The organism is Pseudomonas sp. AC193, from assembly GCF_979258075.1.
In genome coordinates this window covers 261,800-280,091 of sequence record NZ_OZ409832.1, presented here as the reverse complement: position 1 = coordinate 280,091, position 18,292 = coordinate 261,800, and the positions used below count along the sequence as shown (strand labels likewise).

The window sequence follows — 18,292 nt, the reverse complement described above, 5'->3', positions numbered from 1 at the left end:
GGAAACACCATGGGATTCAATTGCGGCATCGTCGGCCTGCCTAACGTCGGCAAGTCCACCCTGTTCAACGCCCTGACCAAATCCGGTATCGCGGCCGAAAACTTCCCCTTCTGCACCATCGAGCCGAACAGCGGCATCGTGCCGATGCCGGATCCGCGTCTGGACGCTCTGGCGGCCATCGTCAATCCAAAGCGCATCCTGCCGACCACCATGGAATTCGTCGACATCGCTGGCCTGGTTGCCGGCGCCTCGAAAGGTGAAGGCCTGGGCAACAAGTTCCTCGCCAACATCCGCGAAACCGACGCGATCGCTCACGTCGTGCGCTGCTTCGAAGACGAGAACGTGATCCACGTTTCCAACAGCGTCGACCCGAAGCGCGACATCGAAATCATCGACCTGGAACTGATCTTCGCCGACCTCGACAGCTGCGAGAAGCAACTGCAGAAAGTCGCGCGTAACGCCAAGGGTGGTGACAAGGACGCCGTGGTTCAGAAAGCTCTGCTGGAGCAACTGATCGCGCACTTCACCGAAGCCAAGCCGGCACGCAGCCTGATGAAGAACATGAGCGCGGACGAAAAAGCCGTGATCAAGGGCTTCCACCTGCTGACCACCAAACCGGTCATGTACATCGCCAACGTCGCTGAAGACGGTTTCGAGAACAACCCGCACCTGGACGTGGTTCGCGCCATCGCCGAAGAAGAAGGCGCAATGGTCGTTCCGGTCTGCAACAAGATCGAAGCAGAAATCGCCGAGCTCGATGACGGCGAAGAGAAGGACATGTTCCTCGAGGCCCTGGGTCTGGAAGAGCCTGGCCTGAACCGCGTGATCCGCGCCGGCTACGAAATGCTGCACCTGCAGACCTACTTCACCGCCGGTGTTGAAGAAGTCCGCGCCTGGACCGTCAAAGTCGGTGCCACCGCACCTCAGGCTGCCGGCGTGATCCACACCGACTTCGAGAAAGGCTTCATCCGCGCCGAAGTGATCGCCTACAACGACTTCATCCAGTACAAGGGCGAAGCCGGTACCAAAGAAGCCGGTAAATGGCGTCTGGAAGGCAAGGATTACATCGTCAAAGACGGCGACGTGATGCACTTCCGCTTTAACGTGTAAGCGTTACGCCCAAGAAAAAGCCGCGTTTGATACGCGGCTTTTTTGTGCCTGAAATTTATCGCTGTACGCAATTCCCCTGTGGGAGCGGGCTTGCTCGCGAAGGCGTCGTGTCAGCCAGTACATGTGTAGCTGATACCCCGCATTCGCGAGCAAGCCCGCTCCCACATTGGATTTGTGTGGGATCAGGCCTTTTTGGTACGCGGCAAGAAGATCGCCAACACGCCAAACAGCGGCAGGAACGAGCACAGGTAATACACGTACTCAATACCGTGAATATCCGCCAGATGCCCGAGCAGCGCCGCGCCGATCCCGCCGAAACCAAACATCAAACCGAAGAACACCCCGGCAATCATCCCGACGTTGCCCGGCACCAGTTCCTGCGCGTACACCACAATCGCCGAGAACGCCGAGGCCAGAATGAAGCCGATCACCACGCTAAGGACAGTCGTCCAGAACAGATCAACGTGGGGCATCAGCAGCGTGAACGGTGCCACGCCGAGGATCGAGAACCAGATCACCGCCTTACGGCCGATCTTGTCGCCAATCGGCCCGCCGAAGAAGGTGCCCGCCGCTACCGCACCGAGAAACAGGAACAGGTGCAACTGCGAGCTCGCCACCGACAGGTCAAACTTCTCGATCAAGTAAAAGGTGAAGTAGCTGGTGAGGCTGGCCATGTAGAAATACTTGGAGAACACCAACAGCCCCAATACCACCAGCGCACTGGTCACCCGGCCCTTCGACAGTCCGTGAGTCGCTGCCTGACCGGCCTTGAGCTTGAACAGGTTCAAGTGGTGCGCGTACCAGCGGCTGATGCGGTACAGCACGAACAGCGCAAACACCGCGAACAAACCGAACCACGCCACGTTGGCCTGACCGAACGGAATGATGATCGCCGCCGCCAGCAACGGGCCGAATGCGGAACCGGCGTTACCACCGACCTGAAAGGTCGATTGCGCCAGACCAAAGCGTCCACCGGAAGCCAGCCGCGCAATCCGCGAGGCCTCGGGGTGGAACGTCGAGGAGCCGATGCCGATTAGCGCCGCCGCCAGCAGAATCATCGGAAAACTGCCGACCATCGACATCATCACGATGCCGATCAATGTGCAGATCGAACCGGCCGGCAACAGCCACGGTTTCGGATGCCGATCGGTGTGGTAACCGACCCACGGCTGCAACAGCGACGCGGTCAGTTGGAAGGTCAGGGTGATCAGGCCGACCTGGGTAAAGGTCAGGCCGTAATTGGCCTTGAGCATCGGGTAGATCGACGGCAAGACCGACTGAATCAGGTCGTTGATCAGATGCGCCAGCGCCACCGCGCCGATGATACGCATCACCAATGGACTGCTTTGGGGAGCAGCGGGCGCCGAGGCAGCGGCGGTCTGAACGTTGCTGATAGCCATGGAAGTTTCCGGACAGCAGATGGGTGCACGCAGGCAGGTGCGTCAATGTGCCATTTTTCAGTGCGTGAGCGCCATCCCCTTAGCCAGCTAACTAACCACCCTGCCCTGAATCACCCAATCATGTAGGAGCTGCCGAAGGCTGCGATCTTTTGATCTTTTAAAAAACAACATCAAAAGATCGCAGCCTTCGGCAGCTCCTACAGGGAACGGGATTTAGGTGATAGCTCAACGCCATGGTCTGAATCTTGCCTTGCTACTGCCCCTGAACGCGGTCGCCTTACAAAGGTGATCGACAATGGGAAGTTTCGCTACAGAACCTGCCTACAGAGCGGGTGAGAGTGAACTTTCGAGGCCTTTTAGCAGGGCACAACATCAACGTCGAACGACCGCGATGCACGCCGATGGTGCGTGGTGTCCAGAGGAGTCATGGGGCATGCAGGCTTTCCTTTCACCGGGGATCAAATTGCTGGGGCGGTTTGGCTTCGCGGGTAAATTCCAGTTGTTGTTTCTGCTGTTCATTTTGCCGTTGGCCGGCAGCCTGTTGATGATCGGCCAGGACTATCGCGACAAGCTCAATCTGATTGCCGGCGAACGTGCCGGCGTGCGCCAGTTGCTCGCGCTGGATGCGCTGGACAACCTGCTCGCCGCCCAACGCGACCGCGCCGCCCGTTGGCGCGCCACCGAAACCAATCGCCAGCCGACACCGGCCACCCTCGCCGCCATGGGCGCGTTCGCCGCGGTGCAACCGGCGGTTGTGCAAGCCACCACGGATCTGGGCAATGCCCTGCAAAACGAAGGCGCGGAAGGTGAAACCCTCAGCCGCTATCAAACGCTGCAAACCGCACTCAATGGACTGGATTCGAAAAGCCTCAGCGGCGTCGGTTGGTGGCCGGACGGTTATGACCGTTTCACCAACGCCCTGAGCGCCCTGCAAGCGTTGCGCGAGCAGATCGTCATGGACAATCGCCTGACCCTCGCGCCGTGGCTGGAAACCTATCTGCTGACGCAAATCTCCACGCAACATGCGCCGGACTTGATTGAACGCGTTGGTCGCCTCGCCGCTGTCGGCCAGGCCTCAGTAGTTTCGGGCCAGTTCACCCTGCAAAGCCGTTTGCAGTTGCGCGATCTGCGCAGCCGTATCGGTGATGCTCGCGAGCAACTGGTGAAAACCGCCACGCTGCTCGAAGCACGCCTGCCGAAAGATCAGCAGAGCTGGGCCAACCAATACCACGAGAGCCTCAAACACCTCGACAGCGGCCTGAAGGTGCTGGACGACGGCGTGTTTGGCGGCAGCATCAATCTCAAACCGGAAGACTTCGAACGCAGCCTCGATGCGCTGTTGACGGATCTAGCCGCCCTGCGCCAGCAATCGTTGGTCTCGCTGGATCAACGACTCGACGCCTATCACGGTTCGGCGATTCGTCAGTTCATCATCGTCGCCGCCGTATTCGGTTGCCTGCTGCTCGCGGCGCTGTACCTGTTCATCTGCTTGCAAGCCTCGATTCGTCGCAGCGCCAGCGGCATCACCCTGCTCGCGGAAGCCCTGCGCGACGGCAACCTCAGCCTGCAAGTGCCGGTGGAGGGTCGCGATGAACTGGCGGCGATCAGCACCGCGCTCAACGTCGCCGTGGTGCAACTGCGCAGCAGCATGCTCGGAGTCGATCACGAGACTTCGCAACTGAGCGACGCGGTGCGCAGCCTCAACGATCACTCCAGCGGTGCCCTCGGCGAAGTCGAAGCGCAGCAGTTGCAGATCAGCCAGATCGCCGCTGCGGCCACGCAATTGGCCGCGACCTCGCAAGGCGTGGCGCAGAGTTGCGAACAGGCTTCCGGCAGCGCTCAGCTCACCCAGCGTATCGCTGCCGACAGCAGCCGCGACAGTCAGCGCACCACAGCGAGCATTCAACAGCTCAATCAGCGTTTGAACGACACCGCTGCGGCGCTCGGTCGGGTCAGCGAGCAAGGCCAGCAGATTCAATTGGTGGTCGACACCATTCGCGGGGTGGCCGAACAGACCAACCTGTTGGCGCTCAATGCGGCGATTGAAGCCGCGCGCGCCGGTGAACAGGGACGCGGCTTTGCCGTCGTGGCGGACGAGGTGCGCAGCCTGTCGCAACGCACGCAATCATCCACCGCGCAGATCGCTGGAACGGTCGACAGCCTGCGCGCAACGGTCAACGAAGCCGTGAGTTTGATGGAAGCTGCCTGCGGCCAGGCGCAAACCGATGCCGAGTCAGTCACCGGGCTTGGCGAACGGTTGGGCGAAATCGCCAATGCCGTGCAGAGCGTCACCGACACCCTCGCGCAAATCGCCACGGCGGTGGAGGAACAGGCGTGCACCGCCGATGAAGTCAGCGGCAATATCCAGCAGGTCGATCAAGCGGCGGTGCGTTTGCTCGAAGGCGCGCGAGCGGTAAATCTGGCGGCAGACACCCTGCGCCTCGGCAGCCAGGCACTGAGCGAGAACACGGCGCGCTTTCGCCTCAACTGATCACCGCTTGCGGGAAATCCTTTTCCAGCTCGGTTTTCAGCCACTGGATAAACCACACGGCGTCCGCCGAGAGTTCGGCGGACGCGGTCAGCACCCGGTAACTTTCCAGCTTCACCTCATCATCAATCGCGCGCACCAGTTTGCCGCTGGCCAGCTCATGGCGCACCAGCACTTCGTTGGCCAGCGCAATGCCCTGCCCGCTCTCGGCCACCGACAAGGCGTGATCGTTATTGACGTACAGCAGGTCGGATTTCAGGTGAATATCGAGGTCATGGGCGGCGAACCACAGGTTCCACCACTCACCGTCATCGACGTGAATCAGCTCGTGCTTGATCAGATCTCTCGGGCTGTCGATAGGATCGATGCTTGCCAGATACTCCGGCGTGCAAATCGGAAACACCCGAGGGCAAATCAGCGCTTCCCGCGAATCGGCGTACTCCCCGTCGAGGCCGTAGACGATGCCCAGATCGGCACTTTTGCCATCCACTTCGGTGAAGGTCGAGTTGGGTTCGATGGCAAATTTCAGCCCCGGCCGCAGGTGCCGCATCGCTTCGATCCGTGGCATCAACCAGCGCTTGGCGAACCCCGGCACCACCATGATCCGCAGCCAGCGTTCGGCGTCTTTGGGTTGCGCTTCCTTGCCGGCCTCGATGATCAACTGCAACGCGGCGCTGATCTTGCGGTGGTATTTCTCGCCCGCCGGGGTCAGGTTGACCCCGCGCGAGGTGCGTTCGAACAATTGAATGCCCAACCAGTCTTCGAGCAATTTCACATGCCGGCCTATCGCAGGCTGGGTCACGTGCAGCGCTTTCGAGGCTTCGACGTAGCTGCCCAATCGCGCGGCGGCATCAAAGGCACGCACCGCATTCAGCGGCGGCAATCGGTGGTCGGGCATGATTCCTGGCACCTTAGGCTATTAAATTAACTAACAGCTGCCATGTTTAAATTGAAGTGTCGCCCCGCGCAACCCCTGGCTGATAATCGAGCCACAGCAGAACAAAAAAACAGCTGGTTATTACACCCCGAACGCAATCTCGATCCTGCCCAAAAAAATAATATCCATGGCCCGACGGCAACGCTTTTCAGAGCGAACCGCAGGCGATGGGGGAATCGGAGGTAACGCATGAATGCCCTGCATTCGCTGCAAACACTGGCGGTATCAATCCGTTCGGTGCGCAAGGTTTACGGTGATCCGCAAACCGGTCCAGTGGCGCTGAAAAGCATTGATCTGGATATCCGCGACAACGAATTCTTCACCCTTCTCGGCCCTTCCGGCTGCGGCAAAACCACGCTGCTGCGGATGATCGCCGGTTTCGAATTTCCCACCGAAGGCGAGATTCTTCTCTACGGCGAAAACATCGCCGATCGCCCACCCTTCGAGCGGCCGGTCAACACGGTGTTTCAGCATTACGCGCTGTTCCCGCACATGACCATCGCTGAAAACCTGGCCTTCGGCCTCGAATCGCACCCGATGGGCAAAGTCCTCACCAAGGCGCAAATCAGCGAACGTGTCCGCGAGATGCTCGCGCTGGTGCAGATGGAGCGCTTCGCCAATCGCAAACCGGCGCAACTGTCCGGCGGCCAGCAACAACGTGTCGCCCTCGCCCGCGCTTTGGCGCCGCATCCAAAAGTGTTGCTGCTTGATGAGCCGCTGTCGGCACTCGATCTCAAGCTGCGTCAGGCCATGCGCGAAGAGCTGAAAACCATTCAGGCGAAAACCGGCATCACCTTCATCTTCGTCACCCACGACCAGGAAGAAGCGCTGACCATGTCCGACCGCATCGCCGTGCTCTCTGAAGGCGAAGTGCAACAGGTCGGGCGGCCGGAAGAAATCTACGAACGTCCGCGCAATCGCTTCGTCGCTGACTTCATCGGCGAAACCAATTTCATCGAAGGCACCGTGACTCGTGTGGAAGACGGTCAGGCGTGGTTCGCTGGGCCGGCCGGGCATCCGCTGCCGGCGCAAGCGTGCGATGACGTGCAGGTCGGCGCCAGCGTATCGCTGTCGGTACGCCCCGAGCGCCTGCATCTGGTGCCGGCCGCTACCGAGGCTGCCTTGCCGTGCCGGATCGACGCGCAGATCTACCTCGGCACCGACCTGCAATATCAGGTCAGCCTCAGCGACGGTTCGCGTCTCACCGTGCGCACGCCCAATTGCGTCGACCAGAGCCTGCGCTTTGCCGTCGGCTCCCAGGCCGGTCTGCTGTTTGACCGTGGTAGCGCCAGCGTCCTGCACGATTGAGCCGGAGAAATTGTCATGCACGCCTTACCGATTGCCAACACGCTGGAACGTCGCAAGGCCTTCCAGAGTTTCCTCGGTGTCAGCCCGGCGCTGACCGCCATCTGCCTGTTTCTGGTGGTGCCGATCCTGATTGTCATCGGCTATTCGCTGATGGAAGCCAACCCCTACGGCGGGGTCAATAAAGTCTTCAGCAGTGAGGCTTACACCTCGTTGCTGTTCGAGCGGCAAATGGATGACAGCCTGGCGTTTACCGACTCCTATCTGCTCATCGCCCTGCGCTCGATCGGCATCGCCGGGCTGACCACGATCATCACCCTGCTGATCGGTTTTCCGGTCGCCGTGTGGCTGGCGATGCAACCGGCGCATCGGCGCGGCTTGCTGATTTTTCTGATCACCGTGCCGTTCTGGGCCAACCTGCTGATCCGCACCTACGCGTGGATTTTGCTGCTGCGTAACACCGGCGTAATCAACAACAGCCTGATGGGCATGGGCGTGATCCATGAACCGTTGCAGTTGTTGTACACCGACGGCGCGGTGCTGCTGGGGCTGGTTTACACCTACGCGCCATTCGTGGTTTTGCCGATCTACGCCACGCTGGAAAAAATGGACATTCGCCTGCTCGAAGCTGCGCAGGATCTCTACGCCGGCCGCGTGCGCACCTTGCGCAAAGTGGTGTTGCCGATCGCCAAACCGGGGATTCTCGCCGGCGCCATCCTCACCTTCGTACCGTGCCTGGGCGCGATGATTGCCCCGGAACTGCTCGGCGGCGGCACGCGAATGATGCTCGGCAACCTGATCTTCCGCCAGTTCAGTGACTCGCGTAACTGGCCATTCGGCGCGGCGCTGTCGCTGGTGCTGATGGCCGCAGTGATGTTGGTGCTGACTGTGTATGCCTTGCGCGCCGAGCGTCAGCGCATCGCCAAAGGAGGTGCGTGATGCTGGCTTTATTCAAACGCAAAGGGCTGGGCGTGCAGGACTTTCCAGGGTTCGGCGGCTTCAGTTTTCTGTTCTATCTGTACCTCTATGCGCCGATCGTGGTGCTGGTGGTGTTCTCGTTCAACGCCAATCAGTCGGCGACGGTGTGGACTGGTTTCAGCCTCGACTGGTACCGCGCCGCGTTCGCCAATCAGGCCTTGCGCCAGGCCGCCAGCAACAGCCTGATGATCGCGGTGTGCGCCAGCATGATCGCCACAGCGATCGCCACCCTCGCCGCGCTCGGTACCTCGCGCGGGGCCAAGTTCAAAGGCCTGCAACTGTCGATGGGCGCGATCATGTTGCCACTGGTATTGCCGGAAATTGTCGTCGGCGTGGCAACGCTCGCGCTGTTCTCGACCATCGGCCTGTCGCTGGGTTACGGCAACCTGATCATCGCGCACACGGTGTTCTGCATCCCTTTCGCCTACCTGCCGATTCGTGCACGTCTGAACGATATGGATCTGTCGCTGGAGCAAGCCTCGGCCGATCTCTACGCCGGCCCGTGGCGCACCTTTCGCAAGGTCACGCTGCCGCTGCTGATGCCGGGGATTTTCTCCGGGTTGATGCTGGCCTTCATCGTCTCGCTGGATAACTTCGTGATCTCGATGATGGTCTCGCAGGCCGGCACCACCACCCTGCCGATCTTCATCTTCGGCCTGCTGCGCATGGGTGTGACACCCGACGTCAACGCCGTCTCGACGCTGATTTTGGGCGTCTCGGTGCTGTTCGTCAGCCTCTCTTATCTGTTGGGCAAAAAGAACGCCTGAACCTTCTACCTACCGTGGGGAAATGACATGAGCAAGTGGATAAAAAGCGTCGGCACTTCGTTGTTCCTGACTGTGCCGCTGACCATGGCCGTCAGTGTTCAGGCCGCCGAGAAACTCAACGTGGTGAGCTGGAGCGGCTACTTTTCGCCGGAGATTCTCGCCAAGTTCCAGAAGCAGACCGGCATCGAAGTCACCGTCGATTCCTATGACTCAAACGAGACGCTGCTGGCGAAACTGAAACAGGGCGGCGCCGGTTATGACGTGGCGATTCCGTCGCATCAATTCGTGCCGATCCTGATTCAGGAAAAACTGCTGGAGCGCTTCGACCCGGTCAAAGAAGCGTATTACGCCAACGTTGCCGACAACCTGAAAAAACCAAGCTGGGATCCCGAGGGCGCGTATTCGGTGCCGTTCATTTGGGGTACCACCAGCGTGGTGCTCGACACCGCACGCTACAGCGGCCCGGTCGACAGCTACAAAGTCTTGTACGAGCCGCCGGCCGAACTGCAAGGCCGGATCAACATGTTCGACGCGGTCAGCGATGCGGTAGACATGGCCAGCCTCTACCTCGACATCCCGTTGTGCACCGAAGATCCGAAGCAGATGCAGCAGATTCTGACGTTGCTCAAGGCGCAGAAGCCGTACGTGAAAACCTACAGCTCGAAGGCCGGTTCGATCCGCGAAAACCTCGCTTCGGGTGAAATCGACATGTCGATGTTCTGGGGCGGCTCGTCGATGCGCGCTCGCGAAATGAAACCGACGCTGAAATATCTGTACCCGAAAGAAGGCGTGCTGGCGTGGGTCGACAACATGGTCATTCCGACCGGCAGCAAGAATCCAGCGAATGCCAAGGCGTTCATTGCGTTCCTCAGCCAGCCTGAAAATGCGGCGATGACGCAGAACTTCCTCAAGCATCAGAGCCCGATCAAAGGCGTCGAACCGTTCCTCGATGCCTCGCTCAAGGACGCACCGGAGCTGCACATTCCGCAAGGCACCAAAGTGGTGTTCAGCAAGACCTGCGGCGAAGGCTCGATCCGTCTGGCCGACCGCCTCTGGACCAACCTGATGCGTTGATCCCTGCCGCCCCGGTGCGAGGCCGGGGCGTTTTTCCAGTCGTCTTGAAGGCTGCTTGCAATGAATTCTAATAACATCAGCGAACTGGTCCTGTTGCAGGCCCATGAGCTCGCCGAGCGCATTCGCCTGCGCCAGGTTTCCTGCCGCGAAGTGATGCAGACCTATCTCGCGCACATCGAACGCTTCAACCCCAAGGTCAATGCGTTGATCAGCCTGCAGGCGCCTGAAGATCTGCTGGCTCAGGCCGATCAGCGCGACGCTGAACTGCTGCGCGGCGAATACCATGGCTGGATGCACGGCCTCCCGCACGCGATCAAGGATCTGTCGCTGACCCGTGGCATTCGCACCACCATGGGTTCGCCGCTGTACAAGGATTTTGTGCCCGAGCGTGACGGCATCATGGTCGAGCGGATCAAGAACGCCGGCGCGATCATCATCGGCAAGACCAACACCCCGGAATTCGGCCTCGGCTCGCAAAGCTACAACCCATTGTTCGGCGCCACCGGTTGCGCGTATGACCCGAGCAAAACCGCCGGCGGCAGCAGCGGTGGCGCAGGCGCGGCGCTGGCGATGCATCTGGTGCCGGTGGCCGATGGCAGCGACATGATGGGCTCGCTGCGCAACCCGGCGGCGTTCAACAACATCTTCGGCTTCCGCCCGTCGCAGGGTCGCGTACCGTTTGATGACAGTGCCGATCTGTTTATCGATCAACTCGGTTATGAAGGCCCGATGGCGCGCAGCGTGCGTGACGCGGCGTTGCTGCTGTCAGTGCAGGCCGGCGCCGATGCGCGAGCGCCGCTGTCCATCGCCGAATCCGGTGAGGCGTTTGCCGCGCCGCTGAAACGTGATTTCAAAGGCACACGTCTGGGCTGGCTGGGTGACTTCAATGGTTATCTGCCGATGGAGAACGGCGTGCTGTCGCTGTGCGAGAAGACCTTCGCCGACTTCGAAAGCATTGGCTGCCACGTCGAGGCAGCGGATACGGGTTTCGCGCCTGAGCGCTTGTGGAGCAGTTGGCGCACGTTGCGGCACTGGATGGTCGCCGGTTCGTTGGGCGCGACTTACGCCGATCCGCAAAAGCGTGCGCTGTTGAAACCGGAAGCGATCTGGGAAGTGGAAAACGGTTTGCAGCTTTCCGCCAGCGAAGTGTTTACCGCGTCGGCGGTGCGCAGCGATTGGTATCGGGCGATCTCGAAGTTATTCGAAAAATACGACTACCTGTTGTTGCCGAGCGCTCAGGTGTTTCCGTTCGATAAAACCCAGCCGTGGCCGACGTCGATCGATGGCGTGAGCATGGACACTTATCATCGCTGGATGGAAGTGGTCATCCCCGGCACGTTATCGGGTTGCCCGGTGGCGAGCGTTCAGGCTGGATTCAATGCGCAGGGTTTGCCGATGGGGCTGCAGATCATCGGCAAGCACCAGGCAGACTTCGCTGTTCTGCAATTGGCGCACGCTTATGAACAGGCCAGCCGCTGGTTCCAACGCTGCCCTTCGCCGCTGCTGAGCCAGTGATTTTGATAAACGGTTGAAAGCGTAGAAAAAATTTTTAAATTTACGCTTGACGCTTTTCCATTTCAGGGGAATAATGCGCGCCACTTGGCTACATAGCTCAGTTGGTTAGAGCATAGCATTCATAATGCTGGGGTCCGGGGTTCAAGTCCCTGTGTAGCCACCAAGTACTAAAAACGGCTTACCGAAAGGTAGGCCGTTTTTTTATGCCTCGAGAAAAGCGCCGGTTTTATGGTGAGGGGATTTCTCCCCTCATCCAGCGTTTCAGCCTGCCAGTGCCGCCAATCCTTTCGCCCAGATTTGCCGGGTACGCAAACCCACCATCGCCCGCCAGTCGGGATCGGCCGGGTAAAACTGCTCCAGCAGATTCAGTTTGATCACCCTTCCCGTCGCATCCAGCGGATCGCCGTGAAGATGCAACCAATGGTCGTCACGTAAATACCGATGCACATCCGCGCCGGGATAGGTGCCGCACTCGATCACGAACGGCATCAATTGCACGTCCGGCAAGGCATCGAGCAATGCTTGAGAGGTGTAACCGGTGGCGGTCGCGGCGACGCCGGTTTCGCTCAGGGTGTCGGCGCCGGTGTGCAGCGTGTAAAGCCATGGCCCGTAAATCGACTGCGCCTTGGGGAGTGCCGGGTACGGTGTTTGGGTGATGGTCAGCAACATCGGATGACCGTATTCGCCAGCGCCGGTGTGCAGGTCGAAACACATCACGGTGTCCGCGCCGGCCAGGTGCGCTTCGATGATTTGATGCAACGTGCGATTCGACCAGCTCGGCGCGCGACCGCCGTAGAACAATCCATCCGGATGACTGTGTTGACCACCCTCGACAATCGACATCACCGCCGGCCAGCCGTGTTCGTTGATCTGCGCATCGAGCAAGGCATCGGCGCGTTGACGCTCAGGGCCATTCAGGTCGGTGCAGGCGTAGATATCGTGTAATGACGCGTAAGCTCGGTTATCCGGCAACGCTTCGGTGAAATCCAGATGATTGCGGTTGAGGTCGATGTTGTCTTCGTTGACTCGACGCAGCCACACCGTGCCCCACGGGTTGATCAGGTGAACCATGATCACCGCGACATCCTTGGGCAGCGAGCCGGGTGCGAATGCTTTCAGCCAATCGATTTGGCAGTCGGAACCGTAATAGCCCTCCACGCCGTGGGTACCGCTGAGCGCCACCAGACGTTTTTTGGCCTGCGGGTCACCGAGCACGGCGACGTCGGTGCTTAACGGCTCGCCAAACGGGCCACAGCGCGGATGTGCGTAGGAGGTGATTGTCGCCCCGGCGGCATTGGCGGCGGCGAGAAACTGTTCGCGTTGATTGCGGTAACTGGACTCGGTGGGAAACTCGCTGTGCATGCCTGGCCTCTTGTGATTTTTATGCCTTTCAACTGTAGGAGTGAGCCTGCTCGCGATAGCGCTGGATCAGTCAGCAATGATGTTGAATGTGATGACGCTATCGCGAGCAGGCTCACTCCTACAGGGAGTCGTTATGGTCTATCAGTTGAGGTCGACCCTAGCGAACATCCGCCCTGAAAAGAAAGACAAAAATGCCCATCGGTTTGCGTCTCGACCGACCGGTCGATAGAGTCCCTCAGACTTTTAATCCACGGACGGAGAGCCCGCGTGTTTTCAGCCTTGCCCTTGAGCCGCTTTCGCCTGCCTGCCCTGACGCTGATCATCAGCGCCCTGACCCTCGCCGCGTGCAACGCCCCGCCCTCCTCGGTCATGCCTTTGGCACCGGAAGCCGCGTCGGGTTTCCGCACCGATCTGCAAACCCGTCACGCCAGCAAACACATGGCCGCCGCTGCCAATCCACTGGCTGCCGAGGCCGGTCGCGAGATGTTGCGTCAGGGCGGTTCGGCGATTGATGCAGCGATTGCGATGCAGGCCGTGCTGACGCTGGTTGAGCCGCAATCTTCCGGGATCGGTGGCGGTGCGATGATCGTGCTGTGGGACGGCAAACAGGTGCGCACCTATGACGGTCGCGAAACCGCGCCGGCCGGCGCAACCGAGAAACTCTTTCTGCGCCCTGACGGCAAACCGATGTCGTTCCCGCAGGCGCAAATTGGCGGCCGCTCCGTTGGCACTCCTGGCGTTTTGCGCGCACTGGAAATGGCGCATAAACAACACGGTCGCCTGCCATGGGCCAAGCTGTTTGAACCGGCGATAAAACTCGCTGAACAAGGTTTCGCGATTTCCCCGCGCCTGCATTCGCTGCTGGAATCTGATCCGGTGATCCGCAACTCGCCGGACATGGCCGCGTACTTCCTCAATGCCGATGGCAGCGTCAAAGCGGTCGGCACGCGCTTGCAGAATCCAGCGTTGGCCGCCGTGCTCAAACGCATCGCCAACGAAGGCGCCGATGCGCTGTACAAAGGCCCGATCGCCGAAGAAATCGTCGCCAAGGTACAGGGCCACGCCAACCCGGGCAGCCTGTCGCTGAACGATCTTCAGCACTATCAAGCCAAAGAACGCGCGCCGCTGTGCACCGACTACAAGCGCTGGCAAGTCTGCGGCATGCCGCCACCGTCGTCGGGCGGCATCGCCGTGGCGCAGATTCTCGGCACCTTGCAGGCGCTGGAAACCCGCGATCCGCGCTTGTCGCTCACCCCGCTGAAACCAGTGAAAACCGACAAACCCGCCGGCATCGAACCCGCGCCACAAGCGGTGCACCTGATCGCCGAAGCTGAACGTCTGGCCTACGCCGATCGTGCGCAATATGTCGCCGATACCGACTTCGTTCCGGTGCCAGTGAAAGGCCTGGTCGACCCGGGTTATCTGGCCAATCGCGCCAGCCTGATCGGCGAGCGCAGCATGGGCACCGCCAAACCCGGCACACCGCCGGGCGTGCAGGTGGCCTACGCACCGGATCGTTCGCCACTGCGCATCTCAACCTCGCAAGTGGTCGCGGTGGATGACCTCGGCGGCGCCGTATCGATGACCACCACCATCGAAGCGGCGTTCGGTTCGCACCTGATGGTTCAGGGTTTTCTGCTTAACAACCAGATGACCGACTTCTCCTTTATCCCTGAAGAGAACGGCCAAAAAGTCGCCAACCGCGTCGAACCCGGTAAACGTCCACGCTCGTCGATGGCCCCGACTCTGATCTTCGATCGCAACAGCGGCGAATTCCTCGCCAGCGTCGGTTCACCGGGCGGCTCGCAGATCATCGAATACGTGGCAAAAACTACCATCGGTCTGCTCGACTGGAACCTCGACCCACAAAGCGCTATCAGCCTGCCCAACTTCGGCAGCCGCAACGGCCCGACCGAACTGGAACAAGGCCAATTCAGCCCGACGCTGATTCAGGCGTTGAAGGACAAAGGGCATGCAGTGAATGAAATCGACATGACCAGCGGCACCCAAGCGATTGTTCGGGTCAAGGATGCGCAGCGCAATGCAACGCTGGAAGGTGGAGCGGATCCACGGCGTGAAGGGGAAGCGTTGGGGGATTGAGGCTTACATGCAAGACGGAAAAGGCTTACCGGGAGGTAGGCCTTTTTTATGCGGGAACGGAAGCTTCGGCCATGTCATGTCGCCTTTTCCTACCCCTGAAAATTGTACGCAGAGGTAGAGTGAGTCCGTTCGTTGAAATGGAGTTTTCCCCATGAACATCCGTCCGATCCACACCGAAGAAGACTACCGTGCGGCGCTCAAAAACGTTTCCGCACTTTTCGACAATGAACCTGAACCTGGTACGCCTGAAGGGGATTACTTCGAGGTAATGATCACCTTGATCGAAGCCTACGAAGAGAAGCATTTTCCTCTCGACTTGCCCTGAGACAGATACACCCAATGCGCTCAACGACTCGCCACCAGATGTGCGCCAAACAGCAAGTAGCAACCACCGGCCAGTCGATCCAGCCACTTACGCGAGCGTTCGTAAACACTCGCCACCCGGCGGCTGGCGAAAAACAGTGCGACGCTGCAATACCAACTGAATGACAGCGTGGCCATGGTCAGTACCGCCAGCGCCAGCAATAACGGCGGTATGTGTGCCGGCATTGCGGTAGCGAAGATGGTGGCGACGAACAGTGCCGATTTTGGATTGGTCATGTTGCCGAGAAAGCCTCGGGCATAGGCGCCGCGCAGTGTTTGCTGCGACGCGTCCACGGTGCCCGGCGCGATGGCAGCCTTGCGTTTGAATTGCTTGAGGCCGAGGTAGATCAGGTAGCAGCCCCCGGCGATCTTGAAACTGAGATACAGCGTCGGTGCGGCGCTGAACAATGACTGGATGCCCAAGCCGCCGGCCAGTCCCCACAGTACCGTGCCGCTGGCCACACCCAGTGCGGCAACGACGCCATGGCGTCGCGAACGGCTGACGGCCAGTTGCGCGATGTTGAAGAAGTTCGGCCCCGGCGTGACCACGGCGACTGTCCACAACAGCGCCAGCGACAGCAGTGGAGCGAGGTAGCTCACGGCAGAGATATCCATGGGGCATGTGCCTGATTGATTCGACAATGCCCACACCTTGCAACATCCCGCCGCGTTTTGCCATGGGTTGGGCAGTGCTTTTAAACAGCCGGTTCGCTCTCCGGCACGCGGATCAGCAAGTCGCCGGGTTGGCAGTTGAGGTATTCACAAATGGCGTCCAGGGTCGCCAGACGCAAACCTTTGACCTTGCCCTGTTTGAGCAGGGAAAGATTGGCTTCGGTGATGCCAATGGCGGCGGCCAGATCCTTGGATTTGACTTTGCGCAGGGCGAGCATCACGTCCAGTTGAATCACGATAGACATAGCGATCTCAAATAAAAGTACGGTTTTCGGAATCCACTTCGCTGGCCTGCGACAGGATACGCGCAATGATCGAAATGCAGCCGGCCATGAACAACGCGACGAAGGTGGACGCTGTGACGCTTAAGGTCACCATTCGCTCGCCGACCGGCGCATTTTGAGTAATCCACAGGCTGAGCATCGGTTCGCATAGAAAATCCAGCAGCACCCAGAGCGCCACGGCGCGCCCGACTTTGCCCAGATGACCGGCGGCTTCGGCGGAAAAATACTCACCCGTGGCGTAGCACTGGAACAGACGACGCAGCGCCCTCAAACCATAGGCCAGTGCGATCAGGGGAATACTTGACAGTACGATGGCGCCCAATGTTTGCCACCATGGAAACACTGCGGCGGCACTGGTCATGTCCGAGAGCTGGCGATCGCTCAGTGCGAACCCCAGGCCCAAACCATCCTTGCTGGCCAACGTCGGGAACAGCCAGACCGCAGCGTTGAGCACCAGCATCAGGATGATCAGCAGCAATGTAATCGTGGCCATACGGCGGCTGAATTGCGCGAGAGAAACGGAAGTCATGGGAAGCCTCACAGATTGAATGTGAGACAAACCATAGACGATTAAATTATCGCAAAACAATAATTAATTGCTGCAAAACGTTAATTTATGTTTCATTTCGATGGATTGGCCTCCAGCACTTTGCCATCCAAAGCGTCGCCAATGGTGAGGAAATGCCCGCCCGCCACATGGTGCAGCGTGCGCAACGAATCGTGGCCGTCGAAATGCCAACGCCCTTCGCTAAACACGCGCGCATCGGCGTGCGCGGCAATCACTTCGGCGAGGAAAAGATCGTACTGCTGGTGATTGTGCGGCTCCGGCAACAAACGACATTCAAGCCAGGCGACGCAGCCGTCGAGCAGCGGCGCCTCAACAAGATCTCCGGCGAAGGTTTGCAGGCCATACGCTTCGAATTTGTCGCGGCTTTGACTGCCAACGATGTCCAGACCGGAAGTGTTACCGACGGTTTGCACGATATCGGCCTGTTGCGCACACGGAACGTTGAGGACGAAGGTGCCCGAGGCTTCGAGCAACTGGCGCGTCCAGGTTGATTTATCGAGTACGACGGCGACTTTCGGTGGTTCGAAATCCAGCGGCATTGCCCAGGCGGCAGCCATGATATTGCGCTGGCCGTTGTGCGCGGCGCTGACCAATACGGTCGGCCCATGGTTGAGCAAACGGTAGGCTTTGTTGAGGGGAACCGGGCGGCGATGGTCGGCGCTCATGGGGATCTGCTCCGGGGAGAAAAGGAGCCGATTGTAGCGCTGCCACTGAAATATCTGCTGGTGAAAAACCTGTAGGAGCTGCGGAACGCTGCGATCTTTTGATGTTGGCCCTCAACATCAAGATCAAAAGATCGCAGCCTCGTTTTACTCGACAGCTCCTACAGGGATTGGGTGGATGTTCAGTTGGAAAGTTGATTGGCGAACTGGCCGACGGCATTCACCACTTTCTGCGCACCATCCTGAATCTCGACAATCACCGTGCCCGCCTCTGCCGCCAGCGCCAGCCCCTGTTCGGCCTGCAGCTTGCCGTCAGTCATAAGGGCCACAGCATTGCGCGCCATTTCCTGGTTCTGCCGCACCACGCCGACAATTTCGTCCGTCGCCTGACTGGTGCGCGAAGCCAGTTGCCGCACTTCATCGGCCACCACGGCAAAACCGCGCCCCTGTTCACCGGCACGCGCCGCTTCGATCGCCGCGTTGAGCGCCAGCAGGTTGGTCTGTTCAGCAATGCCGCTGATGGTTTTGACGATGGTACCGATCACCAGCGACTGCTCGTTCAGCGCTTCAATGCCCTCACCCGCCGTCTGCATGTGCCGCGACAAATCGCGCATCACATTGACCGCCTCGGTCACCACCGTGGTGCCGCGCTGCGCCGTGCTGTCGGTTTGCTGCGAGGTGCTGTAGGCAATGTTGGCGGCTTCGGC

15 protein-coding genes, 1 tRNA gene and 2 pseudogenes are annotated in these 18,292 nt (G+C 59.8%); 10 read left to right on the top strand and 8 right to left on the bottom strand.

The genetic code is table 11. From position 1 onward, the window contains the following. Positions 1-9: 9 nt before the first annotated feature. A complete protein-coding gene (gene ychF, locus ACZZ0D_RS01325; protein ID WP_016987222.1) occupies positions 10-1,110 on the top strand; it encodes a redox-regulated ATPase YchF in 1,101 nt (366 codons plus the stop codon). A 182-nt stretch (positions 1,111-1,292) separates the two neighbouring features. Here the strand turns inward: ychF and ACZZ0D_RS01320 are convergent, their stop codons facing one another. After that, a complete protein-coding gene (locus ACZZ0D_RS01320; RefSeq protein ID WP_463552282.1) occupies positions 1,293-2,510 on the bottom strand; it encodes an MFS transporter in 1,218 nt (405 codons plus the stop codon). 433 nt (positions 2,511-2,943) lie between these two features. Here ACZZ0D_RS01320 and ACZZ0D_RS01315 point away from each other — a divergent pair, with 433 nt between their 5' ends. Then, a complete protein-coding gene (locus ACZZ0D_RS01315; RefSeq protein ID WP_463552281.1) occupies positions 2,944-5,001 on the top strand; it encodes a methyl-accepting chemotaxis protein in 2,058 nt (685 codons plus the stop codon). Here the strand turns inward: ACZZ0D_RS01315 and ACZZ0D_RS01310 are convergent. Continuing rightward, complete coding sequence (locus tag ACZZ0D_RS01310; RefSeq protein ID WP_053123797.1) at positions 4,994-5,896, bottom strand: LysR substrate-binding domain-containing protein; 903 nt, start codon at positions 5,894-5,896, stop codon at positions 4,994-4,996. The genes ACZZ0D_RS01315 and ACZZ0D_RS01310 overlap by 8 nt on opposite strands. A 228-nt stretch (positions 5,897-6,124) precedes the next feature. Here ACZZ0D_RS01310 and ACZZ0D_RS01305 point away from each other — a divergent pair, with 228 nt between their 5' ends. The 6 genes from ACZZ0D_RS01305 to ACZZ0D_RS01280 all read left to right on the top strand — a co-directional run bounded on the left by ACZZ0D_RS01305 (position 6,125) and on the right by ACZZ0D_RS01280 (position 11,737). Further along, positions 6,125-7,243 carry an ABC transporter ATP-binding protein gene (locus tag ACZZ0D_RS01305; protein ID WP_212545505.1) on the top strand — a complete coding sequence of 373 codons (1,119 nt, stop codon included), beginning with the start codon at positions 6,125-6,127 and terminating at the stop codon, positions 7,241-7,243. 15 nt (positions 7,244-7,258) lie between these two features. Continuing rightward, positions 7,259-8,179 carry an ABC transporter permease gene (locus tag ACZZ0D_RS01300; protein ID WP_053123801.1) on the top strand — a complete coding sequence of 307 codons (921 nt, stop codon included), beginning with the start codon at positions 7,259-7,261 and terminating at the stop codon, positions 8,177-8,179. After that, positions 8,179-8,985, top strand: a complete 807-nt coding sequence (locus tag ACZZ0D_RS01295) for an ABC transporter permease (RefSeq protein ID WP_426619146.1) — start codon at positions 8,179-8,181, stop codon at positions 8,983-8,985. The genes ACZZ0D_RS01300 and ACZZ0D_RS01295 overlap by 1 nt, the downstream gene beginning before the upstream one ends. Positions 8,986-9,012: 27 nt before the next feature. Further along, positions 9,013-10,059, top strand: a complete 1,047-nt coding sequence (locus ACZZ0D_RS01290) for an ABC transporter substrate-binding protein (RefSeq protein WP_463552280.1) — start codon at positions 9,013-9,015, stop codon at positions 10,057-10,059. A 60-nt stretch (positions 10,060-10,119) separates the two neighbouring features. Beyond that, positions 10,120-11,574, top strand: coding sequence for an amidase (locus tag ACZZ0D_RS01285; protein WP_463552279.1), 1,455 nt, complete (start codon positions 10,120-10,122; stop codon positions 11,572-11,574). Positions 11,575-11,660: 86 nt separating this feature from the next. After that, positions 11,661-11,737: transfer RNA gene (locus ACZZ0D_RS01280), tRNA-Met, on the top strand. Positions 11,738-11,835: 98 nt separating this feature from the next. Here the strand turns inward: ACZZ0D_RS01280 and ACZZ0D_RS01275 are convergent. Continuing rightward, entirely contained in the window at positions 11,836-12,936 is a 1,101-nt protein-coding gene (locus ACZZ0D_RS01275) for a DUF2817 domain-containing protein (protein ID WP_463552278.1), read from the bottom strand. Between the two features lie 267 nt (positions 12,937-13,203). Here ACZZ0D_RS01275 and ggt point away from each other — a divergent pair, with 267 nt between their 5' ends. Next, positions 13,204-15,036 (top strand): gamma-glutamyltransferase, encoded by a 1,833-nt coding sequence (ggt, locus tag ACZZ0D_RS01270; protein ID WP_463552277.1) that lies wholly within the window; start codon positions 13,204-13,206, stop codon positions 15,034-15,036. A gap of 151 nt (positions 15,037-15,187) precedes the next feature. Further along, a pseudogene (locus tag ACZZ0D_RS01265) lies at positions 15,188-15,358 on the top strand (helix-turn-helix domain-containing protein); the annotation flags it as partial. A gap of 23 nt (positions 15,359-15,381) precedes the next feature. Here the strand turns inward: ACZZ0D_RS01265 and ACZZ0D_RS01260 are convergent. The 5 genes and pseudogenes from ACZZ0D_RS01260 to ACZZ0D_RS01240 form a co-directional block, all read right to left on the bottom strand. Further along, positions 15,382-16,014 (bottom strand): LysE family translocator, encoded by a 633-nt coding sequence (locus tag ACZZ0D_RS01260; RefSeq protein WP_282358943.1) that lies wholly within the window; start codon positions 16,012-16,014, stop codon positions 15,382-15,384. 80 nt (positions 16,015-16,094) lie between these two features. Continuing rightward, positions 16,095-16,316: a helix-turn-helix domain-containing protein gene (locus ACZZ0D_RS01255; RefSeq protein WP_463552276.1), complete on the bottom strand. Its 222-nt coding sequence runs from the start codon at positions 16,314-16,316 to the stop codon at positions 16,095-16,097. Positions 16,317-16,323: 7 nt separating this feature from the next. Then, entirely contained in the window at positions 16,324-16,884 is a 561-nt protein-coding gene (locus ACZZ0D_RS01250) for a DUF2975 domain-containing protein (protein WP_400650865.1), read from the bottom strand. A gap of 92 nt (positions 16,885-16,976) precedes the next feature. Then, positions 16,977-17,588: a flavin reductase family protein gene (locus ACZZ0D_RS01245; RefSeq protein WP_463552275.1), complete on the bottom strand. Its 612-nt coding sequence runs from the start codon at positions 17,586-17,588 to the stop codon at positions 16,977-16,979. Between the two features lie 179 nt (positions 17,589-17,767). Continuing rightward, positions 17,768-18,205: pseudogene (locus ACZZ0D_RS01240) on the bottom strand (methyl-accepting chemotaxis protein); the annotation flags it as partial. Between the last annotated feature and the right edge of the window lie 87 nt (positions 18,206-18,292).